The organism is Streptomyces sp. NPDC030840, from assembly GCF_055572015.1.
The window spans coordinates 545897-564636 of record NZ_JBVIEE010000004.1; the positions used below are offsets into that span (position 1 = coordinate 545897).

Genomic DNA, 18740 nt, shown 5'->3' on the forward strand with positions numbered 1-18740 from the left:
GGCCCGTACGGCCGCACGTACGGGATACGCACGGGTACGGGGTCTCGGGGCGCCCTCGCCGGCCGTACGCCCTACCCGAGCGCCGCCACCCGGTCCCGGTATCCCCGCACCGGTGCCGCGTCCCGGTACGGCTCCAGCCGGCGCTCGAAGTCGCGTACGTACTCGACCGCCCGGACGGACCGCATCTCGGCGGCCTGTCCGGCGGCCTCCGCGCCCAACTGACAGGCCTGGTCGAGTTCGCCGAGCCCGAGCCGGGCCGAGGCGAGGACGACCCGGCAGAAGAGGCGGCTGCGGGCGTAGCCGGGCGCGCGCAGCTGCAGGGAGCGCTCGGCGTGCTGGGCCGCGGCCCGGTACTGCTGGAGGTCGCGGTGGCAGTGCCCGAACTCGTCGGCGAGCTGGGCCTCGTCGAAGAACCGCGCCCAGTACGGCACCTCGTCCCCGGGCTGGGCCGCCTCCAGGGCACGCTCGGCCCGGACCAGCGCGGCCGTGCAGGCCCGCACCTCGCCGAGCACGCCGTGCCCGCGTGCCTCCACGGAGTGCAGCAGCGCCTGGACGACGGGCGGCGCGGACGATCCGACGCCCTGCTGGGCCACGCGCGCCAGCTGGACGGCCTCGCGTCCGTGGCCGAGGTAGACGGCCTGCCGGCTCATCGTCACCAGCACGTACGACCCGTACATCCGGTCCCCGGCCGCCTGCGCGAGCCGCAGGGCCTGGACGAAGTACCGCTGGGCGAGTCCGTGGGCGGCGATGTCGTACGAGGTCCAGCCGGCGAGCCGGGTGAGGTCGGCCGCGGCCGCGAAGAGGCGGCGGCCGGTCTGCTCGCCGTACGTGCCCCGCAGCATCGGCTCGGCCTCGTGCTCCAGGTAGCGGACGAGGGCCTGGCGGGCGTGGCCGCCGCCGTAGGCGTGGTCGAGGGCGCGGAAGAGCTCCCCCACTGAGCGCAGGGCGGCGATGTCGCCCGCGGTGACCCGCTGGCCGGGGCCGCGCTCGGTCTGGTTGCGCGGCCGGGACGGGGGTCCTGCCTGCTCGGGCGGGGCCGAGGGCTTGGGCGCGGCGGGACGGCCCTGCGCGGGGATGCGCCCCACGACCGGGTCGCCCCGGCCCACCCGGTCGTCGGCGCGGCCGATCAGCCAGTCCCGGCTGGGGACGACGAGCCCCGCCGGAGTGAACGCGATCTTCCGCAGCTCGGCGTGGCTGCCGGAGTCCTTGCGCCACAGCCCGCTGACGATGTCGATGGCCTCCTCGGGGGTCGCGGCGAACTCCAGGCCCGCGTAGACGGGCGCGCACGCGTCGAGGCCGAGGTCCTGGGCGGTGAGCCGGCGGCCGAGGCGGCGGGTGAACACCTCGGCGATCAACGCGGGTGTCGTGCCCCTGGGCTGCTGACCGCGCAGCCACCGGGTGACCGATGTCTTGTCGTATCTCAGGTCGAGTCCGTGTTCGAGGCCGAGCTGGTCAACGCGGCGCGCGAGCCCCGCGTTGGAGAACCCCGCTTCTGCGATGAGGGCGGCGAGCTGGCGGTTGGGGGTGCGCTGCGGGGGTCGTTCCGTCATCTGCGGTGCGGTCTCCTGCCTTCCCGATCTTCGGCGAGGTGCCCGGATTGCCTGTGAGCAGCCCTTATGGCCTCGTGAACGGCGCGAATGTAGCGGAGAGTGAGCGGCCGGTCGCACAAATCGCAGACCATTCATCCGATCGTGTGAGGATTGGCCACTCAGCTGACGGGGATCGGGCGGGCGTACACGGGAGGCGCACCCGCGATCGGGCGGGCGTACAGTGGCGTGGGCGCGTACATGCATGACGAACGCATCCCGCGCCCGACACATACACGAACGAGTGCGTGGTGCGTTCAGTACTGGGAGGCGCTTGCCGTGAGTGAGCTGCGGTTCGTCCGCATGGGGTTCGGTGCCGAGGCCGTCGAGTACCAGGAGGCGTGGGACGAGCAGCGCCGGGTGCACGCGGCCCGGTTCGCGGACGAGATACCCGACACCGTGCTGCTGCTGGAGCATCCGCCGGTCTACACGGCGGGGCGGCGTACGGCCGACAACGAGCGGCCCCTCGACGGCACACCCGTCGTCGACGTGGACCGCGGCGGAAAGATCACCTGGCACGGTCCGGGCCAGATCGTGGGCTACCCGATCCAGAAGCTGCCGCGTCCGGTGGACGTGGTGGCCCATGTGCGGCGGCTCGAGGAGGCCCTGATCCGCACGTGCGCGGAGTTCGGCCTGGAGACCACACGGGTCGAGGGCCGCAGCGGTGTGTGGGTGCTCGGCGATCCGGTGGAGCAGCGGCCGGCGTTCGGCGGGCTGTCCCTGGACTTCGACCCGCGGCTGCGGGACGAGGAGTTCGACCCTCGGCTCAACGGGCCCGAGTACGCGCCCTCCAACGCCGGGCAGCGGCGTGAGGACCGCAAGATCGCCGCGATCGGCATCCGCGTGGCCAAGGGGGTCACGATGCACGGCTTCTCGTTCAACGTGAACCCCGACAACTCGTGGTTCGACCGCATCATCCCCTGCGGGATCCGTGACGCGGGCGTCACGTCCCTGGCCAACGAACTGGGCCGGGACCTGACGATCCCGGAGGTGCTGCCGGTGGTGGAGCGGCATCTGCGGGACGTTCTGGAGCACGCGGAGCTGAGGCCGCGGGTGGTGGAGCGGGCGGCGGTGTAGGTCTGCCGGGGGCTGCGTCGGGGATTGGTTTCGCCCCCGCCGCCCCTACCCCGTCCCGTCCCTGGGGGGCTGCGCCCCCAGACCCCCGCATCGGCCTTGCGGCCTCGTCCTCGAACGCCGGACGGGCTGGAAAATCCAGCCCCTCCGGCGTCGGCGAGAAGAACCCGCGCCCACCGGGACGGGAATCGCCCCCGGAAGCCCCTGGTTGCCCACCCCGGAAGCCGAGAACCGTACGGGCGTACCCTGGTGTACGCCGAAGAATCGAAAGCTACAGGGAGCCGATGTGTCCGCAGTCACCCCCGACGGACGCAAGATGCTGCGCCTGGAGGTCCGCAACAGCCAGACCCCCATCGAGCGCAAGCCCGAGTGGATCAAGACCCGGGCGAAAATGGGCCCCGAGTACACGAAGATGCAGAACCTCGTGAAGAGCGAGGGCCTCCACACGGTCTGCCAGGAAGCCGGCTGCCCCAACATCTACGAGTGCTGGGAGGACCGCGAGGCGACCTTCCTCATCGGCGGCGACCAGTGCACCCGCCGCTGCGACTTCTGCCAGATCGACACCGGCAAGCCCGAGGCCCTGGACCGCGACGAGCCGCGCCGCGTGGGCGAGTCCGTGGTCACCATGGACCTCAACTACGCCACGATCACCGGCGTCGCCCGCGACGACCTCCCCGACGGCGGCGCCTGGCTGTACGCCGAGACCGTCCGCCAGATCCACCAGCAGACCGCCGGCCGGGAAGGCGGGCACACCAAGGTCGAGCTCCTCGCCCCGGACTTCAACGCCGTCCCGGAGCTGCTCAAGGAGGTCTTCTCCTCCCGCCCCGAGGTCTTCGCGCACAACGTCGAGACCGTGCCGCGGATCTTCAAGCGCATCCGCCCCGGCTTCCGCTACGAGCGCTCGCTCAAGGTCATCACCGAGGCCCGCGACTACGGCCTCGTCACCAAGTCGAACCTGATCCTCGGCATGGGTGAGACCCGCGAGGAGGTCAGCGAGGCCCTGCGCCAGCTGCACGACGCCGGCTGCGAGCTCGTCACCATCACGCAGTACCTGCGCCCGAGCGTCCGTCACCACCCCGTGGAGCGCTGGGTGAAGCCGCACGAATTCGTGGAGCTGAAGGAGGAGGCCGAGCAGATCGGCTTCTCCGGCGTGATGTCCGGCCCGCTGGTGCGCTCCTCGTACCGGGCCGGCCGGCTGTACCGGATGGCGGTCGAACGGCGGGGCGCGTACGTCGCCTCCCAGGCAGTCTGACCCCGCCCTGCGCGGATCCGAACGGCACTCCCCGGACACACCCGAATGGCACTGCGTGCCACTTCCCACGTGTGAATCTGGGCACAAGCGACTACTGCCGAGTAGTGGCCGATACGGCGCGGTCCTGACCGTCCCCGCAGATGGGGGGCGTCTCGGGGCCGCGTCGGCGTTCAGGGGCTCCAAAACAAGGCTTCATTGGCGTTTGACCGGCCGGTCACGCCCTGGTAACACCATTCAGTGACGCTGGTTTCACACCACGTAGAACCCTGAGCTGAGCCGCCATCCCTGAGGGGGACGCCCGTCATGCAGGCCGCGCCCGTCCGTGCCACCGCAATCCCGTCGTTCACCGATGCACTCCGTGCCGTCGAGTCGCTGCTCCTGAGCAGCGGCCAGCGCACCGCCCGCCGCAACGCCTGGACCTCCGTCCTGGAGGACCGTCGCCGCGCCAAGGACCGGGTCGAGGCCCAGCGCCTCCTCGAAGAGGCCGTCGTCTCCCGACTGCCCTGACGACCGCCGCGCAAACCGTCCCCGTCCCCGCGCGGGCTCCCACACCGCTCCCGTCCCCACCCCGTGCCGTTCCTCGTCGGCACCGCCGTCGTCCCCGCTTCCGGGGCCACGTAGACTTCGTGGCATGGCGAGGAAGGAAACCGCAGCGGACGCTGCGAACCCCGGGCGACTCAAGCAGATCGCCCTGACCTACAAGATGACCCGCAAGGCCGACAAGAAGATCGGTCTTGTACTCGCGGCTGTCGGAATCGTCACCTTCGGTGTCTTCCTCGCGATCGGTTTCTTGATCGGTCACCCCGTGTATCTCGGAATTCTCGGCTTCCTGCTCGCCTTCCTCGCGACGGCGATCGTTTTCGGACGCCGTGCCGAGCGGGCCGCGTTCGGCCAGATGGAGGGCCAGCCAGGTGCCGCGGCAGCGGTGCTCGACAACGTCGGCCGCGGGTGGACGACCACTCCGGCGGTGGCGATGAACCGCAGCCAGGACGTGGTGCACCGGGCCGTCGGCAAGGCGGGCATCGTCCTGGTCGCCGAGGGCAACCCGAACCGGGTGAAGGGCCTGCTGGCCGCCGAGAAGAAGAAGATGGCGCGGATCGTGGCGGACGTGCCCGTGCACGATCTGGTCGTGGGCACCGGCGACGGCCAGGTCCCGCTGAAGAAGCTCCGCACCACGATGCTGAAGCTGCCGCGTGTGCTGACCGGGCCCCAGGTGACCGCGACGAACGACCGTCTGCGGGCGATGGGGGACCTGATGAGCAACATGCCGTTGCCGAAGGGGCCGATGCCGAAGGGGATGCGGATGCCGCGGGGTGGGCCGAAGCTTCGGTGACGCCGCTGGCTTGTGCGGTTTCGGGGCCCGGGGAACCTGTTCGGTTCCCCGGGCCCCTGGCGTTCGTTGGACCCTCGCGGGGAGGGAGCCCTCAGATGCGGAGCTCGACCGTCCGCGCCAGGCGGTCGTGGAGGCCCCTGCCGTCCCTGTCCCAGATCAGGGGCGGGATGGCGAGGCAGAGCAGGAGCGAACGGAGGACGGCCCGGACAGGGTTCACCGTGCCCGTGCCCTCGGCCACCACGCGGATGCCGAAGAGGCGCTTGCCCGGGGTGAAGCCGACGGTGCCGACCGTCAGGGCGTGGAGCAGGAAGAAGATCAGCAGCGCCCAGTTGCTGGTCGCCGGATCGTAGCCGTCGGTGATCAAGCTGTATGCGATCAAGACGCACAGGGCCCAGTCCACGGCGAGGGCTCCGAGCCGCCGGCCGGGGCGGGCGATCGAGCCGGGGCCGGACTCCGGCAGGCCCAGCTGCTCACCGCGGTAACCGAAGTCGACGCCCGCGTCCTCAGCGGCCGCGCGGGGGCCGGAGAGCCACGAGCCGATTGCTTGCCTCTTGTCCACGCGACCACCGTACTTCCCCCGTCCACGCATCCTCACAGGCGGGGTCAGGCGTACCCAGGTCGGTTAACTTGGACGAAACAAATGGGTCACACCTGAGTAATCACCCGTCCCTAGTGTCGAGGTCAGCGTGTGCCACCGCACTGGCCGCACGAACGAACTACCACCCCGGCACGGACGGGCCGGGAGTAGGAGGAGCTGGATGTTCCAGAACGCCGACGAGGCCAAGAAATTCATCGCGGACGAGGACGTCAAGTTCATCGACGTCCGCTTCTGCGACCTGCCGGGCGTGATGCAGCACTTCACGGTGCCGGTCGAGGCGTTCGACCCGGACGAGCAGCTCGCGTTCGACGGTTCGTCGATCCGCGGCTTCCAGGCCATCCACGAGTCCGACATGGCGCTGCGCGCCGACCTGTCCACCTCGCGCGTGGACCCCTTCCGCCGTGACAAGACGCTGAACATCAACTTCTTCATCCACGACCCGATCACCGGCGAGCAGTACAGCCGTGACCCGCGCAACGTGGCGAAGAAGGCGGAGGCGTACCTGGCCTCGACCGGGATCGCCGACACCGCGTACTTCGGCCCCGAGGCCGAGTTCTACGTCTTCGACTCGGCCCGCTTCGAGACGAAGGCCAACGGCGCCTTCTACGAGATCGACTCCGAGGCGGGTGCCTGGAACACGGGCGCCGTCGAGGACAACCGCGGTTACAAGGTCCGCTACAAGGGCGGTTACTTCCCGGTTCCGCCGGTCGACCACTTCGCCGACCTGCGTGCCGAGATCTCCCTGGAGCTGAACAAGGCCGGCCTGCAGGTCGAGCGCCAGCACCACGAGGTGGGCACCGCCGGCCAGGCCGAGATCAACTACAAGTTCAACACGCTGCTGGCCGCCGCCGACGACCTCCAGCTCTTCAAGTACATCGTGAAGAACGTGGCGTGGAAGAACGGCAAGACGGCGACCTTCATGCCGAAGCCGATCTTCGGTGACAACGGCTCGGGCATGCACGTCCACCAGTCCCTGTGGTCGGGTGGCTCCCCGCTGTTCTACGACGAGGCCGGTTACGCGGGCCTGTCGGACACCGCCCGCTACTACATCGGCGGCATCCTCAAGCACGCCCCGTCGCTGCTGGCCTTCACCAACCCGACGGTGAACTCGTACCACCGTCTGGTCCCGGGCTTCGAGGCCCCGGTCAACCTGGTGTACTCGCAGCGCAACCGCTCCGCGGCCATGCGTATCCCGATCACGGGGTCGAACCCGAAGGCCAAGCGCGTCGAGTTCCGCGCGCCCGACTCCTCCGGCAACCCGTACCTGGCCTTCTCGGCCCTGCTGCTCGCGGGTCTGGACGGCATCAAAAACAAGATCGAGCCGGCCGAGCCGATCGACAAGGACCTCTACGAGCTCGCCCCCGAGGAGCACGCGGGCGTCCCGCAGGTCCCGACCTCGCTCCCGGCCGTCCTCGACTCCCTCGAGGCCGACCACGAGTTCCTCCTCCAGGGCGACGTCTTCACGGCCGACCTGATCGAGACGTGGATCGACTACAAGCGCACGAACGAGATCGCTCCGCTGCAGCTGCGGCCGCACCCGCACGAGTTCGAGCTGTACTTCGACGTGTGAGCCGTTCACCCCGGCTGAACCTGCGGCGCCGTCGTCACCGGGCGCTCCTGTTCCCTGGACGACCTTGACGTCGCAACCGTTCGCGATCAGCAGGCTCGCGAAGTAGTGCGGCATGTCGTGGAGGCGGAAGCCCGTGGGCAGGTCCTTGACCTGTTCACGGGCTTTCGTCATGACGCGTACCAGCGCCCGAGAGCTGCTCACCGTCCTCGTCCGTGTGCGGCAACTCGGCCCGCCAGGTGGTGACGTGCGTGGACAGCAGCGTGGCGAGCGACCTGGGGGACGGACGAGTTTCGGCCGCGTGCGACTCGGCGAGCAAGGCCCGGTGCGGCTTCTCGAAGACGCCGACCCTCGTCCCACCAGACCTGCCGGCGCCGGCAGGTCTGTCCGGAATGCCACCAGAGCTCCAACGGCAGCAGGTGCCGACTGGCGTCGTCGTAGAGCCCGTACAGGATGCCCTGCAGGCCCAACCGGTCATCCACTGGCTGCCGACCGGGAGCCTACTGCGGCCAGGGCAGCAGCAACGGCTCGGTCAGCGCCCACAGTTCGTCCGCCACGATCCACGGTCTGTTGCCCACATCTCGCGAACGGTGGAATCGTCGTACTGGTCATGCTCACCAGCTTCCGCAAGATCGTGTCACGGGCTCTTCAGGACACCCGTCCGACACAGACCGTGTATCCCTTGGGGTCCCTCCACACCCCCTCGCCGTCGGCGAACCATTGGGTGATGCGTGCTTCCAGTCTGCTGATCACGTCGGGCCGGAGCGGGGAGTCCTTGGGGAGCCCGTAGATGCCGAGGATGGCGACGGCGAAACGTGTCAGCGGCACGCACTCCGTGAAGACGAGAGCGTTGTCCCGACAGACCACGCGCACGTCTTCGGCCACAGCTGCCATCCGCCCCGGCAAATCGTCAGAGCTGACCCACTCCGAGACGGGCTCCGGGGCGACACCCACCGCTTGGAGCTCTTCCCGCACGAGTCTCGTCACATGGGGAAGCCCGTTGGCATGATTGACCGTGGCGACGATCTGGCCACCCGGGCGTACGACGCGTCGGAACTCACGCAGGGCTCGGTCCGGGTTCGCCAGGTGGTACAGCATGTGACGGGCCGTGACCACGTCGAATCGCGCGTCGAGGAAGGGAAGGTCCTCCGCGTTGGCGAGGACCGCATCCGCCGCCCCCGTTGCCTCTACCTGCGCGACGGCCGCGGGCGAGTTGTCGGCCCCCACCAACCGCCCTCTGTGGCCGGCCGCGCGAAGCCTTGCCACGAACGACCCCGTTCCGGCGCCGATATCGAGCAGAGCCCCTTCGACCGGCAGCCGCAGTTCGTCGATGACCGCTTCTTCGACGTCATCAGGAGACTCGCTGTGCTGCCGGTGCGTCGCGATCCGGGTTCTCAGCGCGTCCAGTGTCAGGTACTCATGGGGATCGGTTTGTGTCACGGATGGCTCCCTGTTCTCTCCGAGGGTGGGTGGCGTGGTGTCACCGGGGACTCCTCACGCCCATGTCATGGTCACGTGCTCGCCAGGCCAGCGCGTCCCTGATCGCCTCCTCGTGCGCTTCTCCGGCACGCCTGCGCGTCGGGCGGCGGGGCGCACGCCTTCGCCGTGGGCGGACGCAGCATGGGAAAGGACCCCTTTGCCCCGCCCAGTACTGATCGCGACCGTTTCATGGGGCCCCCAGGTGCACACTGGCAATGGGACGAGTGCCTGAGTGCGGGGTGATACAGATGGTGAACCGTTTCCGGAGCGACCGCGGACTGGTCACTCGGATGGTGGTCACGGTGTTCCTGCTCGGGTTGTTGTACGTGGCCTTCGTGGGCGCCCTGATCGTGTTGCTGAAGAGCTGGGTGCTGGTCGTGGTGATCGCCGCAGCGCTGCTCGGCGCGCAGTACTGGTTCTCGGACCGGATCGCGCTGTACGCCATGCGGGGCCGGGTCGTGGAGCGGGAGGAGTACCCGCAGCTGCACGGGGTCGTGGACCGTTTGTGCGCCGTGGCGGACATGCCCAAACCGGTGGTCGCCGTGTCGGACATGGACATGCCCAACGCGTTCGCCACCGGACGGAACGCCGATCACGCCGTGGTGTGCGTGACCACCGGGCTGCTGCGGCGGCTGGAGCCGGACGAGCTGGAGGGCGTGCTCGCGCACGAGCTGTCGCACGTGGCGCACAAGGACGTGGCCGTGATCACGGTCGCGTCGTTCCTCGGGGTGCTCGCCGGACTGATCGTGCGGTTCGCCTTCTACTCGCAGCTGTTCGGCGGGCGGAGGGACCAGAACACCGCGGTCGTCTTCGCCACGGTGATGGGGGTTTCCGCGGCCGTCTACGCGATCAGCTTCCTGCTCATCAGGGCCCTGTCCCGGTACCGGGAGCTGGCCGCCGACCGGGCGGCGGCGCTGCTCACCGGCCGGCCCTCGGTCCTGGCCTCGGCGCTCACCAAGGTCTCCGGCGACATCGCCCGGATCCCGACCAGGGACCTGCGGACGGCACAGGCCTTCAACGCGTTCTACTTCACGCCCGCACTGGGCCGGGAGCCCGGTGTGGCGCGGCTCTTCTCGACCCACCCGAGCCTGGAGCAGCGGCTGGAGCAACTGGGCCGGATCTCCACCGAGCTGGGTGAGGCGGCGACGCCGGGGAAGGAGGGCTGACCGCATGGGGATCCTGGACGTCCTCCTCGGCCGCACGAAGCCGGTCGCGCCCGATCTCGACCAGCTGTTCGCGCTGCCGTCGGCCGCGCTGACGCTCCAGGCGGCGGCCTCCCTCAGTCCCACGGGGACGGGGGCCGTGTGCTTCGCCACCGTCGAGGGGCCGGCCTTCGCCGAGGCGCGCGAGGACGTGCAGGCCCTGCTCGACGCGGACACGGAACGTCAGGGGCCGCCCGTCGAGGCGGTCAGGGACGAGTACGGGTACTCGTGGCTGGTCTCCCGGCGCGGGCCGGAGGACCTGCCCGCGCTGGTGAGTGACCTGCACGCGGTCAACAGCGCGCTGGAGAGCAGTGGGTTCGGTCCGCAGCTGCTGTGCTCGGTGGTCGCCTTCCACGACGTGGAGGACGCGCGGAGCGAGCGGCGGCTCGGGCTCGTGTATCTGTACAAGCGCGGGACCTTCTATCCCTTCGCGCCGCTGGCCGGTTCGGGCCAGCGGCGCGACAACGCGCTGGAACTGCAGGTCAAGGCCGCGCTCAAGGACGACCTGCGGATCGAACGGGACCTGAGCCGCTGGTTCCCGATCTGGGGCGCGCCGGGATGGTGACCCCGCCGGGGCGGTGACCCCTACTTGCGCTCCTGCCGGCGCGCCTCGAAGGGCCGCTCACGGCGGTAGCGGCGCTCCCACTTGGCCTGCAGGTCGCGGCGTTCGCGGTACGCGCGGTAGGTGGACGGCGCGCCCGCCGGTCCGCTCGGCGATCCGGACGAGGACGTGGCCGACGGTCCGCCTCCGGTGCGGCCGTACCGGACGTACACGTACAGCAGAGCGACCGCGGCGAGCCAGTAGACGCTGTCGGAGAAACCCATGACGACCAGGACGGCGGTCGCCGAAAGAATCAAGGTACTCATGGCTGACCTCCTTCGGACGTGGTGGGTGGCTGACGGGTGCGGTGGGTGACCGACCGCTTCCAGGATGCTCGCCCTGCTGCGGCGCCCGCATCCCAATTAACAGGCGTGCCATGCGTGCACCATGAATGAATACGGGCATGAGCCGACCTCTCTCTGTCCCGCACGACTCCTTCACGCATGACCACGACGGCGAACGACTCAGCGGGGTGTACGGCGGTGCCCCGGACGCCTCCCCCACGGCCGTCCTCCTGCACGGCGCCGGCAACGGCAGCAAGGAACGTCTGCTCCCGTTGCTCGACGAGTTCGTGGTGCGCGGCTGCGGGGGCCTCGCGTTCGACTTCTCCGGGCACGGCGAAAGCTCGGGTGAGCTGCGGGAGCTGAGCCTGCGGCGGCGCTTCGAGCAGGCCGTCGCCGTCATCGACGCCCGGGTGCCCGCGGACGGTCCGCTGGTCCTCGTGGGGTTCAGCATGAGCGGTCAGACGGTGGCGGATCTCGCCCGGCACTACGGGGAGCGGGTGGCGGCGGTCGGGCTGTGCGCGCCCGCGGTGTACGCGGCCGAGGCGTGGCCGTTGCCGTTCGGCGACGGTGACGGGGAGTTCAGCACCGTCATACGAACGCCGGAGGGATGGCGGGCGTCCCCGGCGCTGGACGCGCTCCGGGCGTACGCCGGCCGGGCGGTGCTCGCGGTGCCCGGCACGGACCATGTCATCCCGCCGGCCGCGACCGAGGCGGTGAGCGACGCGCTGTCGGCCCGTTCCCGGTTCACACGGCTCGAACTCCCCCGCGCGGACCACTTCTTGGGCCTGTGGTTCCGGGATCACGCCGACGACCGGCGGGAGTTCGTGGACGCCGTGCTGACGGGCCACGGCTGACGGGCCTCGGCGGCCAGGGGCGGACGGCGACGCGGTGCGGGTGGCCGAGCGGCTTCCGCAAGGGCGCGGTGCACGGGCCGGAGTACGGACTCGGCTTCCGCTCGCGGTAGGAGGCGCAGGGCGGCCGCCGCCTGGCGGAGGGCTCCGATCACCTGTACTGGGGGCTGCTGGAGCGGTACGCGTAACGTGCTGTCCGCGCGATGGGGATGCTCACAGAGACTCACGGGGACTCACGGGGACGGGGTGGATCGGCATGGGTGAGCGACGGCGGCTGGTCACGACGGCGGAGCGACGGGCCCGGCTCGCGCTGCGGCACCGGCTGGCACCGGAGGCACGGGCGGCCACGCCCGAGGAGGTGGCCGCCGCCCTGGTGGCGCTGCACGGGACGGACCCGGCGACGGTGTACCTGGCCGTCGGGGCGCGCCTCACGGACGCGGACAGGACGGTGGCGGAACTCGACCGGGCGCTGTATGAGGACCGGTCGCTGGTGCGGATGCACGGGATGCGGCACACCGTGTTCGTGTTCCCGACGGAGCTGGCCGCGGAGGTGCACGCCTCGACCGGGCTGACGGTCGCCGCGCGGGCGCGGGCGGCCCTGGTCAAGGACATGGTCGCCGGCGGCGGCGGGCGGCTGAGCCCCGAATGGCTGGCGGAGGTCGAGGAGGCCACGCTCACCGCGCTCGCCCGCCGCGAAGAGGCCACGGTGAACGAACTCGTGCGTGACGAGCCGCGGCTGCGGGAGCGGTTCGCGTACGGGGCGGGCGGGAAGTACGAGCACACCGTGTCGTCCCGGCTCATGCGGGTGCTGGGCGTGGAGGGCAGGGTGGTGCGCGGCAGGCCGCTCGGCTCCTGGACGTCGACGCAGTTCCGCTGGGCGGTGGCGCCCCCGCACCCCGAACTGCCGCCCGCCGACGCGCAGTCGGAGGTGCTGCGGCGGTGGCTCACGGCATGCGGGCCGGCCACCGAGGCGGACCTGAAGTGGTGGACCGGGTGGCGGGTGACCGACGTGCGCAAGGCGCTCGCCGCGATCGGGGCCCACGCCGTGTCGCTGGACGACGGGGGCACGGGATACGTGGCGGACGGGGACGCGGCGCCGGTCGCCGGACCCGCCGAGCCGTGGGCCGCGCTGCTTCCGGCTCTGGACCCGACGGCGATGGGCTGGCAGGAACGCGACTGGTACCTCGCGCCCGCCCTGCGTCCCGCCCTGTTCGACGGGAGCGGCAACGTCGGGCCGACGGTGTGGTGGAACGGCCGGGTGATCGGCGGCTGGGCCCAGCGTCCGGACGGCGAGATCGTGTGGCGGCTGCTGGAGACGGAGGGCGTGGGCGGCGAGGCACACGCGGCGATCGAGGCGGAGGCGGACCGGCTGCGCGCCTGGGTGGCGGACACCCGGGTGACGCCGCGCTTCCGGACGCCGCTGGAGCGGGAACTGGTGTCCTGACGACAGTGCCTCGGGTGACGCCGTCCAGCACGGGGCATTCGAGGCGCCGGGCACCCGAGGAAGGGAGGGCACCCGGCGCGTCGGCTCACTTCTGCTCGCACTCCTTCCAGGCCAGGTGGTACGTCGTGCTGATGTCACCGTCCGTGGAGTCCATGGTCATGAAGCTGGTGCTGGTGGCCGGTGACGTGCCCCTGTTGACCCGCAGCTCGGTGTTGATGTTGAAGTTCCGCTCGACACCGCAGGGCGCCCAGACGATCTGGGCCCAGTCGGTCTCGTCGGTGGCCTGCCAGTTGTCCTCGTACGGGCCGTTGAACGGGTGCGTTCTGGAGGCCGTGTCCGGGGAGCCCTGGAAGTAGTACGAGGCCTTCTGGGTGGCGGTGGCGCCGCGCTGCAGGGAGGCGAAGCCGCGGTAGTCGGCGCTGGCGATGGCGTACGTGAAGCCGCCCGGCACGTGGACGTTCAGGCTGAGCTGGCAGTTCTTGCGGAACGCGGTGGAGGGGGCGCCGCCGCCGACCTGGGCGAGGTAGTCGCTGTAGGTCACGGTGAAGGCGGTGTTGTCCGGGGAGACCGCGACCGCCGTCGTGCCCTGGGGACAGCCGGAGCCGTTCACCGTGGCGAGCTTGATGACGATCTTGTCCGGTGGCGGGTCGGTGAAGATCGGCGACGAGGACGAGGCCTGCGCCGGGAACGCGGTGGCGAGCAGAGCGGCGATCGCGCCGCCCAGCAGGAGCCCACGAGCCATGGTTCTCCCATCCGTTCTTTCGGTGTTCCGGCGGTACGGGTGCGGATGCGCGCCGCCGGGACAGGGGGGTGCGGCCCAGTGCGTGGGCCGTCGCGGACCGAAAACACGAGAAGTCATGTACATGCCAAGCAGGCGCGTACACCGCCCCAGCCTGTGAAGGCGCTGTGAAGACCGGGAGCGACCGAATCGTATGGACCCGCGGAGGGCGCGGCTAGGGCGATCTCCGGCCAACTCTGGCGCGATCACCCCACTTTCCCCGCCGTACCGCCGTCCCCACCCTCCCCGCCGCCCCTGCCTCCCCGCCTCCGGAGACAGACCGGTGCCGCCCACCCCCTCGGAGCGGACGGCACCGGAGACTCGCGACGCCTCAGCGGCTGTAGCGCATCAGCGCCCGCACCATGTGGCACGTCGTGTCCGACGGCGGGTGGACGCCGATGAGCTCGGCCGTGCTGCGGATCGTCTCGTTGCGGGCCTGGTTCGGGACGTGGACGCCGGAGTCGAGCAGGGCGATGGCGAGGCGCATCGCCTTCAGCCGGCGGTTGTGCGTGATGTACCACTCGCGGGGGCGGCCGGGCGGCAGCGGGCGCTTCTCGACGGGTGCGTACGGAAGGTCGAGCAGGACCGGCCTCCGGGCCGTGGACTGGGTGGGCAGCGGCTTCGACGTCAGTGCGGCAGCGGGCACGGGCATCCTCCTGTCGCGGTCAGGGTGCCGTCCGGGATCTCCGGCAACACCCTCGAACACTGCTTCTATTTTACTGGCCACCACTGACAATCAGGAGGCCTGGAGCCCGGCAAAAGCGCAGGTGGGAAAGGAAGTTGGCGCCGTGTCACCCGAGGTCCGCGAGGGGCGCGTGGGACGACGAACCACTGCCTGTCAGGAGACGTCCGGGAACGAGTGGTGCTCGTGCGCCACCACCCAACGGCCCCGCTGCTTGCGCAGTCCGAGGGTGAGCCTCAGGCGGTTCTCCGGCTGCTCGGCCAGTTCCCGCGGCGTTCCGCAGCGCAGCAGCGCGTAGGCGAACGCGACATCGGTGCCGGCGGTGACCTCCAGCGACTCGATGTCGAACGAGGCACCCTGCGCCTGCCAGTCGAAGAAGGGCGGCCACGTCTCACGGTAGGCGTCGATGCCTCGGGCGCCCTCGTAGGGCGGTGGCACGTCGAACATCACGATGTCGTCCGCGTGGTCGACCAGGACGCCGTCAAGGTCACCTCCGCGCACGGCTGCCGCCCAGTGCTCGATGAGTGTCCGGATCTGCTGTTCGTCGTCGGGCATGTGCGTCTCCCTGTCATCCGGACGGCTTCACCGCACGACGCGTTCCCCGGCCACGCGCGCGCTCGGAGGGGCGGACCGCCGTCGCCACCAAGACTCATCGCGAGCGGGCGGCCGGACCCGCAGGACACGCGGCCGGAGCCACGAATGCGCCGATCGGAGCGCGCGGCCGATCGGAGCGCACAGTCGCCCGAAGTGCCCCACCGTCCTCACTGCCCCACCGTCCTCAGTGCGCCGCCGTCCTCAGTGCGCCGCTGCTGAAGCGCTGCCCCGCAAAGCCACGACGGGAGGCTCCCCCGGGGCTCTCCCACGGACGCGCGTACCGTGTCCGGCATGGAGATCTGGATCAATCCGGCCTGTTCGAAGTGCCGCAGCGCGCTCACCCTGCTGGACGCCGAGGGCGCCGACTACACCGTGCGGCGGTACCTGGAGGACGTGCCGACCGAGGACGAGATCCGCGACGTGCTCGCGCGGCTCGGGCTGGAGCCGTGGGACATCACACGGACCCAGGAAGCCGTCGCCAAGGAGCTGGGCCTGAAGACCTGGGAACGGGACGCCGCGTCACGGGACCGGTGGGTACGGGCGCTCGCCGAGCACCCCAAGCTCATCCAGCGGCCGATCATCACCGCCGACGACGGCAGCGCGGTGGTGGCCCGCACGGAGGAGGCGGTTCGGGACGCTCTGGAGCGGTAAGTGAGGGTCCCGCTCCAAGTCCCCTGTGACGCAGGTTACTTGCGAGACCTCCGTAACCGTTGAGTAACTTCGTTCGAGATCTCGTACCTAGCGACGTACTCACCCGATCCGGCCGCGGACGCGGTCGGGGACAGGAGGCGCGCATGTCGCGTAGGAGAACGATCAGCACGAAGAAGAAGGTCGCGCTGCTGGTGAGCGCGGTGGCCGTGGCGGGAGGCGGGGCCTTCGCGATGGCCGCCACGTCGAACGCCGCGCAGACCGCCGCGGACTCGACCGTCTGCCAGGGACTGGCCACCGCGCTCGGCAACAACCAGCGGTTCATCGCGGGGCAACGGGCCAACCCCGACGCCCAGTCCGATGCGCGGATCGCCAACCGCGAGGCGGTCATCGCCGAGATCGAGCGCAAGCAGGAGGCGTCCGGCTGCGTGGCCGGGGAGTCGGCTCAGGACTCCCAGGGCACCCAGACGGGTCAGACCGGCGGCACCGCGGAGACCGGGGGGTCGGCTCAGGACCCTCAGGGCTCCGAGGGGGCCACGAGCGGCTCGGAGGCCTCGGATCCCGCGACCGCCCCGCCCGCGGACGACGAGGCCGCCGCGGGCTCCGGGGAGCAGGTCTGCAACGGCTCCACGGTCACCCTCTCGGGCGAGGCGGGCGCCCCGGCCGCGTCCAGCAACCAGTTCCCGGCCGGTACGAAGCTGAGGGTCACCAACCTGGACAACGACAAGTCCACGACGGTGGAGGTCACCTCGGTGTCCGGCAGCTGCGTCCTGCTGAACGACGCCGCGTTCGAGCAGGTCAGGGAGGAAGGCAAGTTTCTGATTCGCAGGGCCCTCATCGAAAGGGTGGGATGAGGTCACCCGGGTGCGCGGCCGCTCAGGAAGGCCGTCGGACGGTCGTCGAGCTCGGTTGAGTTCGCGTGCGGCAGCGTGTGGTGGGTGGCGTCCGGGAGGAACGTCACTTCCGCACGCGGCAGCCGTCTGACGGAGAGGGCCGCCACCCCGCGGGCGTTGTGGGCCCTGCTGTTCCCGGTGAGGAGCAGCAGGGCCGGCACGTCCGGTCGACGGCGCAGCACCAGCCGGCGGACCCGGTGGGGCGCGTGCAGGGTGCAGTTGAGGAGCAGGTCCAGCCAGGCTGTGAGGTCGGCCACCGTACGGAGGGGGTGGCCGGCCTCACGTGTGCTGAGGCCCGGCTCGCCGAACGACATGCGGCTCCGCCGCGGGGCCCGGGGAGCCCCCGCTCCGGGTACACCCAGCGCGCCCCTCGCGCATTCCCATCGCATACGAGCCGCACACGACGACACGCGCGAGCCACCGCGCATCACCGCCGGCCGCCGCGGAGCGCCCACCGCCGCCGTCGATCACCGCCGCGATCGCCCTCGCCCCCTCGGCCCCCTCGCCCGCCCGCGTCCGACACCTCCGAAGCACCTCGCGGCAACATCGCGCGGCACCTCACCGCGTGATCCCGCCCACAGAAGCCCCAGGTAACACGGGGTTCACACATGAGCAATGACCGGGAAATCGCCTGTTGACAGGCTTCCGGGCATATCCCCCGCGGCGCCCCAGTGCCGCAGCGCCGCCGCAGCACCCGCATGACTGCGACTTCAAGACACACCCGAAGGATGTGGCCCGTGAGCTTCAAGGCTGAGTACATCTGGATCGACGGCACCGAGCCGACGGCCAAGCTGCGTTCCAAGACCAAGATTCTGGCCGACGACGCCAAGGGTGCCGAGCTTCCGATCTGGGGCTTCGACGGGTCCTCCACGAACCAGGCCGAGGGTCACGCCTCCGACTGTGTCCTCAAGCCGGTCTTCACCTGCCCGGACCCGATCCGCGGCGGCGACGACGTCCTCGTCCTGTGCGAGGTCCTGAACATCGACTTCACCCCGCACGCGTCCAACACCCGCGCCGCGCTGACCGAGGTCGCGGAGAAGTTCGCCGCGCAGGAGCCGATCTTCGGCATCGAGCAGGAGTACACCTTCTTCGACGGCTCGCGTCCGCTGGGCTTCCCCGAGGGCGGCTTCCCGGCCCCCCAGGGCGGCTACTACTGCGGTGTCGGCGCCGACGAGATCTTCGGCCGTGAGGTCGTCGAGGCCCACCTGGACAACTGCCTGAAGGCGGGCCTGGGCATCTCCGGCATCAACGCCGAGGTCATGCCCGGCCAGTGGGAGTTCCAGGTCGGCCCGCTGTCCCCGCTGGAGGTCTCCGACCAGCTGTGGGTGGCCCGCTGGCTGCTCTACCGCACCGCCGAGGACTTCGGCGTCTCCGCCACCCTCGACCCCAAGCCGGTCAAGGGCGACTGGAACGGCGCCGGCGCGCACACCAACTTCTCCACGAAGGCGATGCGCGAGGGCTACGACGCGATCATCACCGCGTGCGAGTCGCTCGGTGAGGGCTCCAAGCCGCTCGACCACGTCAAGAACTACGGCGCCGGCATCGACGACCGTCTGACCGGTCTGCACGAGACCGCCCCGTGGGACCAGTACTCCTACGGCGTCTCGAACCGCGGCGCCTCGGTCCGTATCCCGTGGCAGGTCGAGAAGGACGGCAAGGGCTACATCGAGGACCGCCGCCCGAACGCCAACGTCGACCCGTACGTCGTGACGCGTCTGCTCGTCGACACCTGCTGCTCCGCGCTGGAGAAGGCCGGCCAGGTCTGATCCATCCGCACAGGGCTCCTGACTGGGGGCGTCCACCGGCTCGGTGGGCGCCCCCAGTCGTCGTCGGTGCGGTGTGTCCCGGGACGGAAGGGCCTGAGGGAGGAGACG

19 protein-coding genes and 1 pseudogene are annotated in these 18740 nt (G+C 70.6%); 12 read left to right on the forward strand and 8 right to left on the reverse strand.

Annotated features, from left to right (window positions below; translation table 11 throughout):
* Positions 1-71: 71 nt before the first annotated feature.
* Complete coding sequence (locus ACZ49J_RS12800) at positions 72-1550, reverse strand: regulator (protein WP_467451540.1); 1479 nt, start codon at positions 1548-1550, stop codon at positions 72-74.
* A 315-nt stretch (positions 1551-1865) separates the two neighbouring features.
* On the opposite strand from ACZ49J_RS12800, the gene lipB reads away from it, so the two are divergent.
* The 4 genes from lipB (at position 1866) to ACZ49J_RS12820 (ending at position 5245) form a co-directional block, all read left to right on the forward strand.
* Positions 1866-2663: a lipoyl(octanoyl) transferase LipB gene (gene lipB / locus ACZ49J_RS12805; RefSeq protein ID WP_467451541.1), complete on the forward strand. Its 798-nt coding sequence runs from the start codon at positions 1866-1868 to the stop codon at positions 2661-2663.
* Positions 2664-2946: 283 nt separating this feature from the next.
* Positions 2947-3912 (forward strand): lipoyl synthase, encoded by a 966-nt coding sequence (gene lipA / locus ACZ49J_RS12810; RefSeq protein ID WP_467451542.1) that lies wholly within the window; start codon positions 2947-2949, stop codon positions 3910-3912.
* A gap of 303 nt (positions 3913-4215) precedes the next feature.
* Positions 4216-4419 (forward strand): SCO2195 family GlnR-regulated protein, encoded by a 204-nt coding sequence (locus tag ACZ49J_RS12815; RefSeq protein WP_467451543.1) that lies wholly within the window; start codon positions 4216-4218, stop codon positions 4417-4419.
* A gap of 124 nt (positions 4420-4543) precedes the next feature.
* Positions 4544-5245, forward strand: coding sequence for a DUF4191 domain-containing protein (locus ACZ49J_RS12820; protein ID WP_467451544.1), 702 nt, complete (start codon positions 4544-4546; stop codon positions 5243-5245).
* Between the two features lie 91 nt (positions 5246-5336).
* Here the strand turns inward: ACZ49J_RS12820 and ACZ49J_RS12825 are convergent, their stop codons facing one another.
* The gene (locus tag ACZ49J_RS12825) at positions 5337-5804 is read right to left on the reverse strand and encodes an RDD family protein (protein WP_467451545.1); all 468 of its coding nucleotides are present in this window, start codon (positions 5802-5804) and stop codon (positions 5337-5339) included.
* A 199-nt stretch (positions 5805-6003) separates the two neighbouring features.
* Between ACZ49J_RS12825 and glnA the strand changes: the two genes are divergently transcribed.
* Positions 6004-7413, forward strand: a complete 1410-nt coding sequence (gene glnA / locus ACZ49J_RS12830) for a type I glutamate--ammonia ligase (protein WP_467451546.1) — start codon at positions 6004-6006, stop codon at positions 7411-7413.
* Between the two features lie 645 nt (positions 7414-8058).
* Here the strand turns inward: glnA and ACZ49J_RS12835 are convergent.
* Positions 8059-8850 carry a class I SAM-dependent methyltransferase gene (locus ACZ49J_RS12835; RefSeq protein WP_467451547.1) on the reverse strand — a complete coding sequence of 264 codons (792 nt, stop codon included), beginning with the start codon at positions 8848-8850 and terminating at the stop codon, positions 8059-8061.
* Between the two features lie 287 nt (positions 8851-9137).
* On the opposite strand from ACZ49J_RS12835, the gene htpX reads away from it, so the two are divergent.
* Positions 9138-10055 carry a zinc metalloprotease HtpX gene (gene htpX, locus ACZ49J_RS12840; RefSeq protein ID WP_467451548.1) on the forward strand — a complete coding sequence of 306 codons (918 nt, stop codon included), beginning with the start codon at positions 9138-9140 and terminating at the stop codon, positions 10053-10055.
* Positions 10056-10059: 4 nt separating this feature from the next.
* On the forward strand, positions 10060-10656 hold the full coding sequence (pspAB, locus tag ACZ49J_RS12845; protein WP_467451549.1) for a PspA-associated protein PspAB: 597 nt from the start codon (positions 10060-10062) through the stop codon (positions 10654-10656).
* A 20-nt stretch (positions 10657-10676) separates the two neighbouring features.
* On the opposite strand, the gene ACZ49J_RS12850 is transcribed toward pspAB, so the two are convergent.
* Positions 10677-10958, reverse strand: a complete 282-nt coding sequence (locus ACZ49J_RS12850) for a hypothetical protein (RefSeq protein ID WP_467451550.1) — start codon at positions 10956-10958, stop codon at positions 10677-10679.
* 125 nt (positions 10959-11083) lie between these two features.
* On the opposite strand from ACZ49J_RS12850, the pseudogene ACZ49J_RS12855 reads away from it, so the two are divergent.
* Positions 11084-11827 (forward strand): annotated as a pseudogene (locus ACZ49J_RS12855) (alpha/beta hydrolase); the annotation flags it as partial.
* 256 nt (positions 11828-12083) lie between these two features.
* Positions 12084-13271, forward strand: a complete 1188-nt coding sequence (locus tag ACZ49J_RS12860; protein WP_467451551.1) for a winged helix DNA-binding domain-containing protein — start codon at positions 12084-12086, stop codon at positions 13269-13271.
* A gap of 85 nt (positions 13272-13356) precedes the next feature.
* On the opposite strand, the gene ACZ49J_RS12865 is transcribed toward ACZ49J_RS12860, so the two are convergent.
* The 3 genes from ACZ49J_RS12865 to ACZ49J_RS12875 all read right to left on the reverse strand — a co-directional run bounded on the left by ACZ49J_RS12865 (position 13357) and on the right by ACZ49J_RS12875 (position 15286).
* On the reverse strand, positions 13357-14013 hold the full coding sequence (locus ACZ49J_RS12865) for a DUF4360 domain-containing protein (protein WP_467451552.1): 657 nt from the start codon (positions 14011-14013) through the stop codon (positions 13357-13359).
* Positions 14014-14380: 367 nt separating this feature from the next.
* A complete protein-coding gene (locus ACZ49J_RS12870) occupies positions 14381-14695 on the reverse strand; it encodes a hypothetical protein (protein WP_467451553.1) in 315 nt (104 codons plus the stop codon).
* Between the two features lie 192 nt (positions 14696-14887).
* Complete coding sequence (locus tag ACZ49J_RS12875; RefSeq protein ID WP_467451554.1) at positions 14888-15286, reverse strand: nuclear transport factor 2 family protein; 399 nt, start codon at positions 15284-15286, stop codon at positions 14888-14890.
* A 330-nt stretch (positions 15287-15616) separates the two neighbouring features.
* On the opposite strand from ACZ49J_RS12875, the gene ACZ49J_RS12880 reads away from it, so the two are divergent.
* Both ACZ49J_RS12880 and ACZ49J_RS12885 read left to right on the forward strand, forming a co-directional pair.
* A complete protein-coding gene (locus ACZ49J_RS12880; RefSeq protein ID WP_467451555.1) occupies positions 15617-15976 on the forward strand; it encodes an arsenate reductase family protein in 360 nt (119 codons plus the stop codon).
* 143 nt (positions 15977-16119) lie between these two features.
* On the forward strand, positions 16120-16827 hold the full coding sequence (locus tag ACZ49J_RS12885) for a hypothetical protein (protein WP_467451556.1): 708 nt from the start codon (positions 16120-16122) through the stop codon (positions 16825-16827).
* A 2-nt stretch (positions 16828-16829) separates the two neighbouring features.
* Here the strand turns inward: ACZ49J_RS12885 and ACZ49J_RS12890 are convergent, their stop codons facing one another.
* Positions 16830-17180 (reverse strand): hypothetical protein, encoded by a 351-nt coding sequence (locus ACZ49J_RS12890; RefSeq protein ID WP_467451557.1) that lies wholly within the window; start codon positions 17178-17180, stop codon positions 16830-16832.
* A 423-nt stretch (positions 17181-17603) separates the two neighbouring features.
* On the opposite strand from ACZ49J_RS12890, the gene glnII reads away from it, so the two are divergent.
* On the forward strand, positions 17604-18632 hold the full coding sequence (gene glnII / locus ACZ49J_RS12895) for a glutamine synthetase (RefSeq protein WP_467451558.1): 1029 nt from the start codon (positions 17604-17606) through the stop codon (positions 18630-18632).
* The last annotated feature ends 108 nt before the right edge of the window (positions 18633-18740 follow it).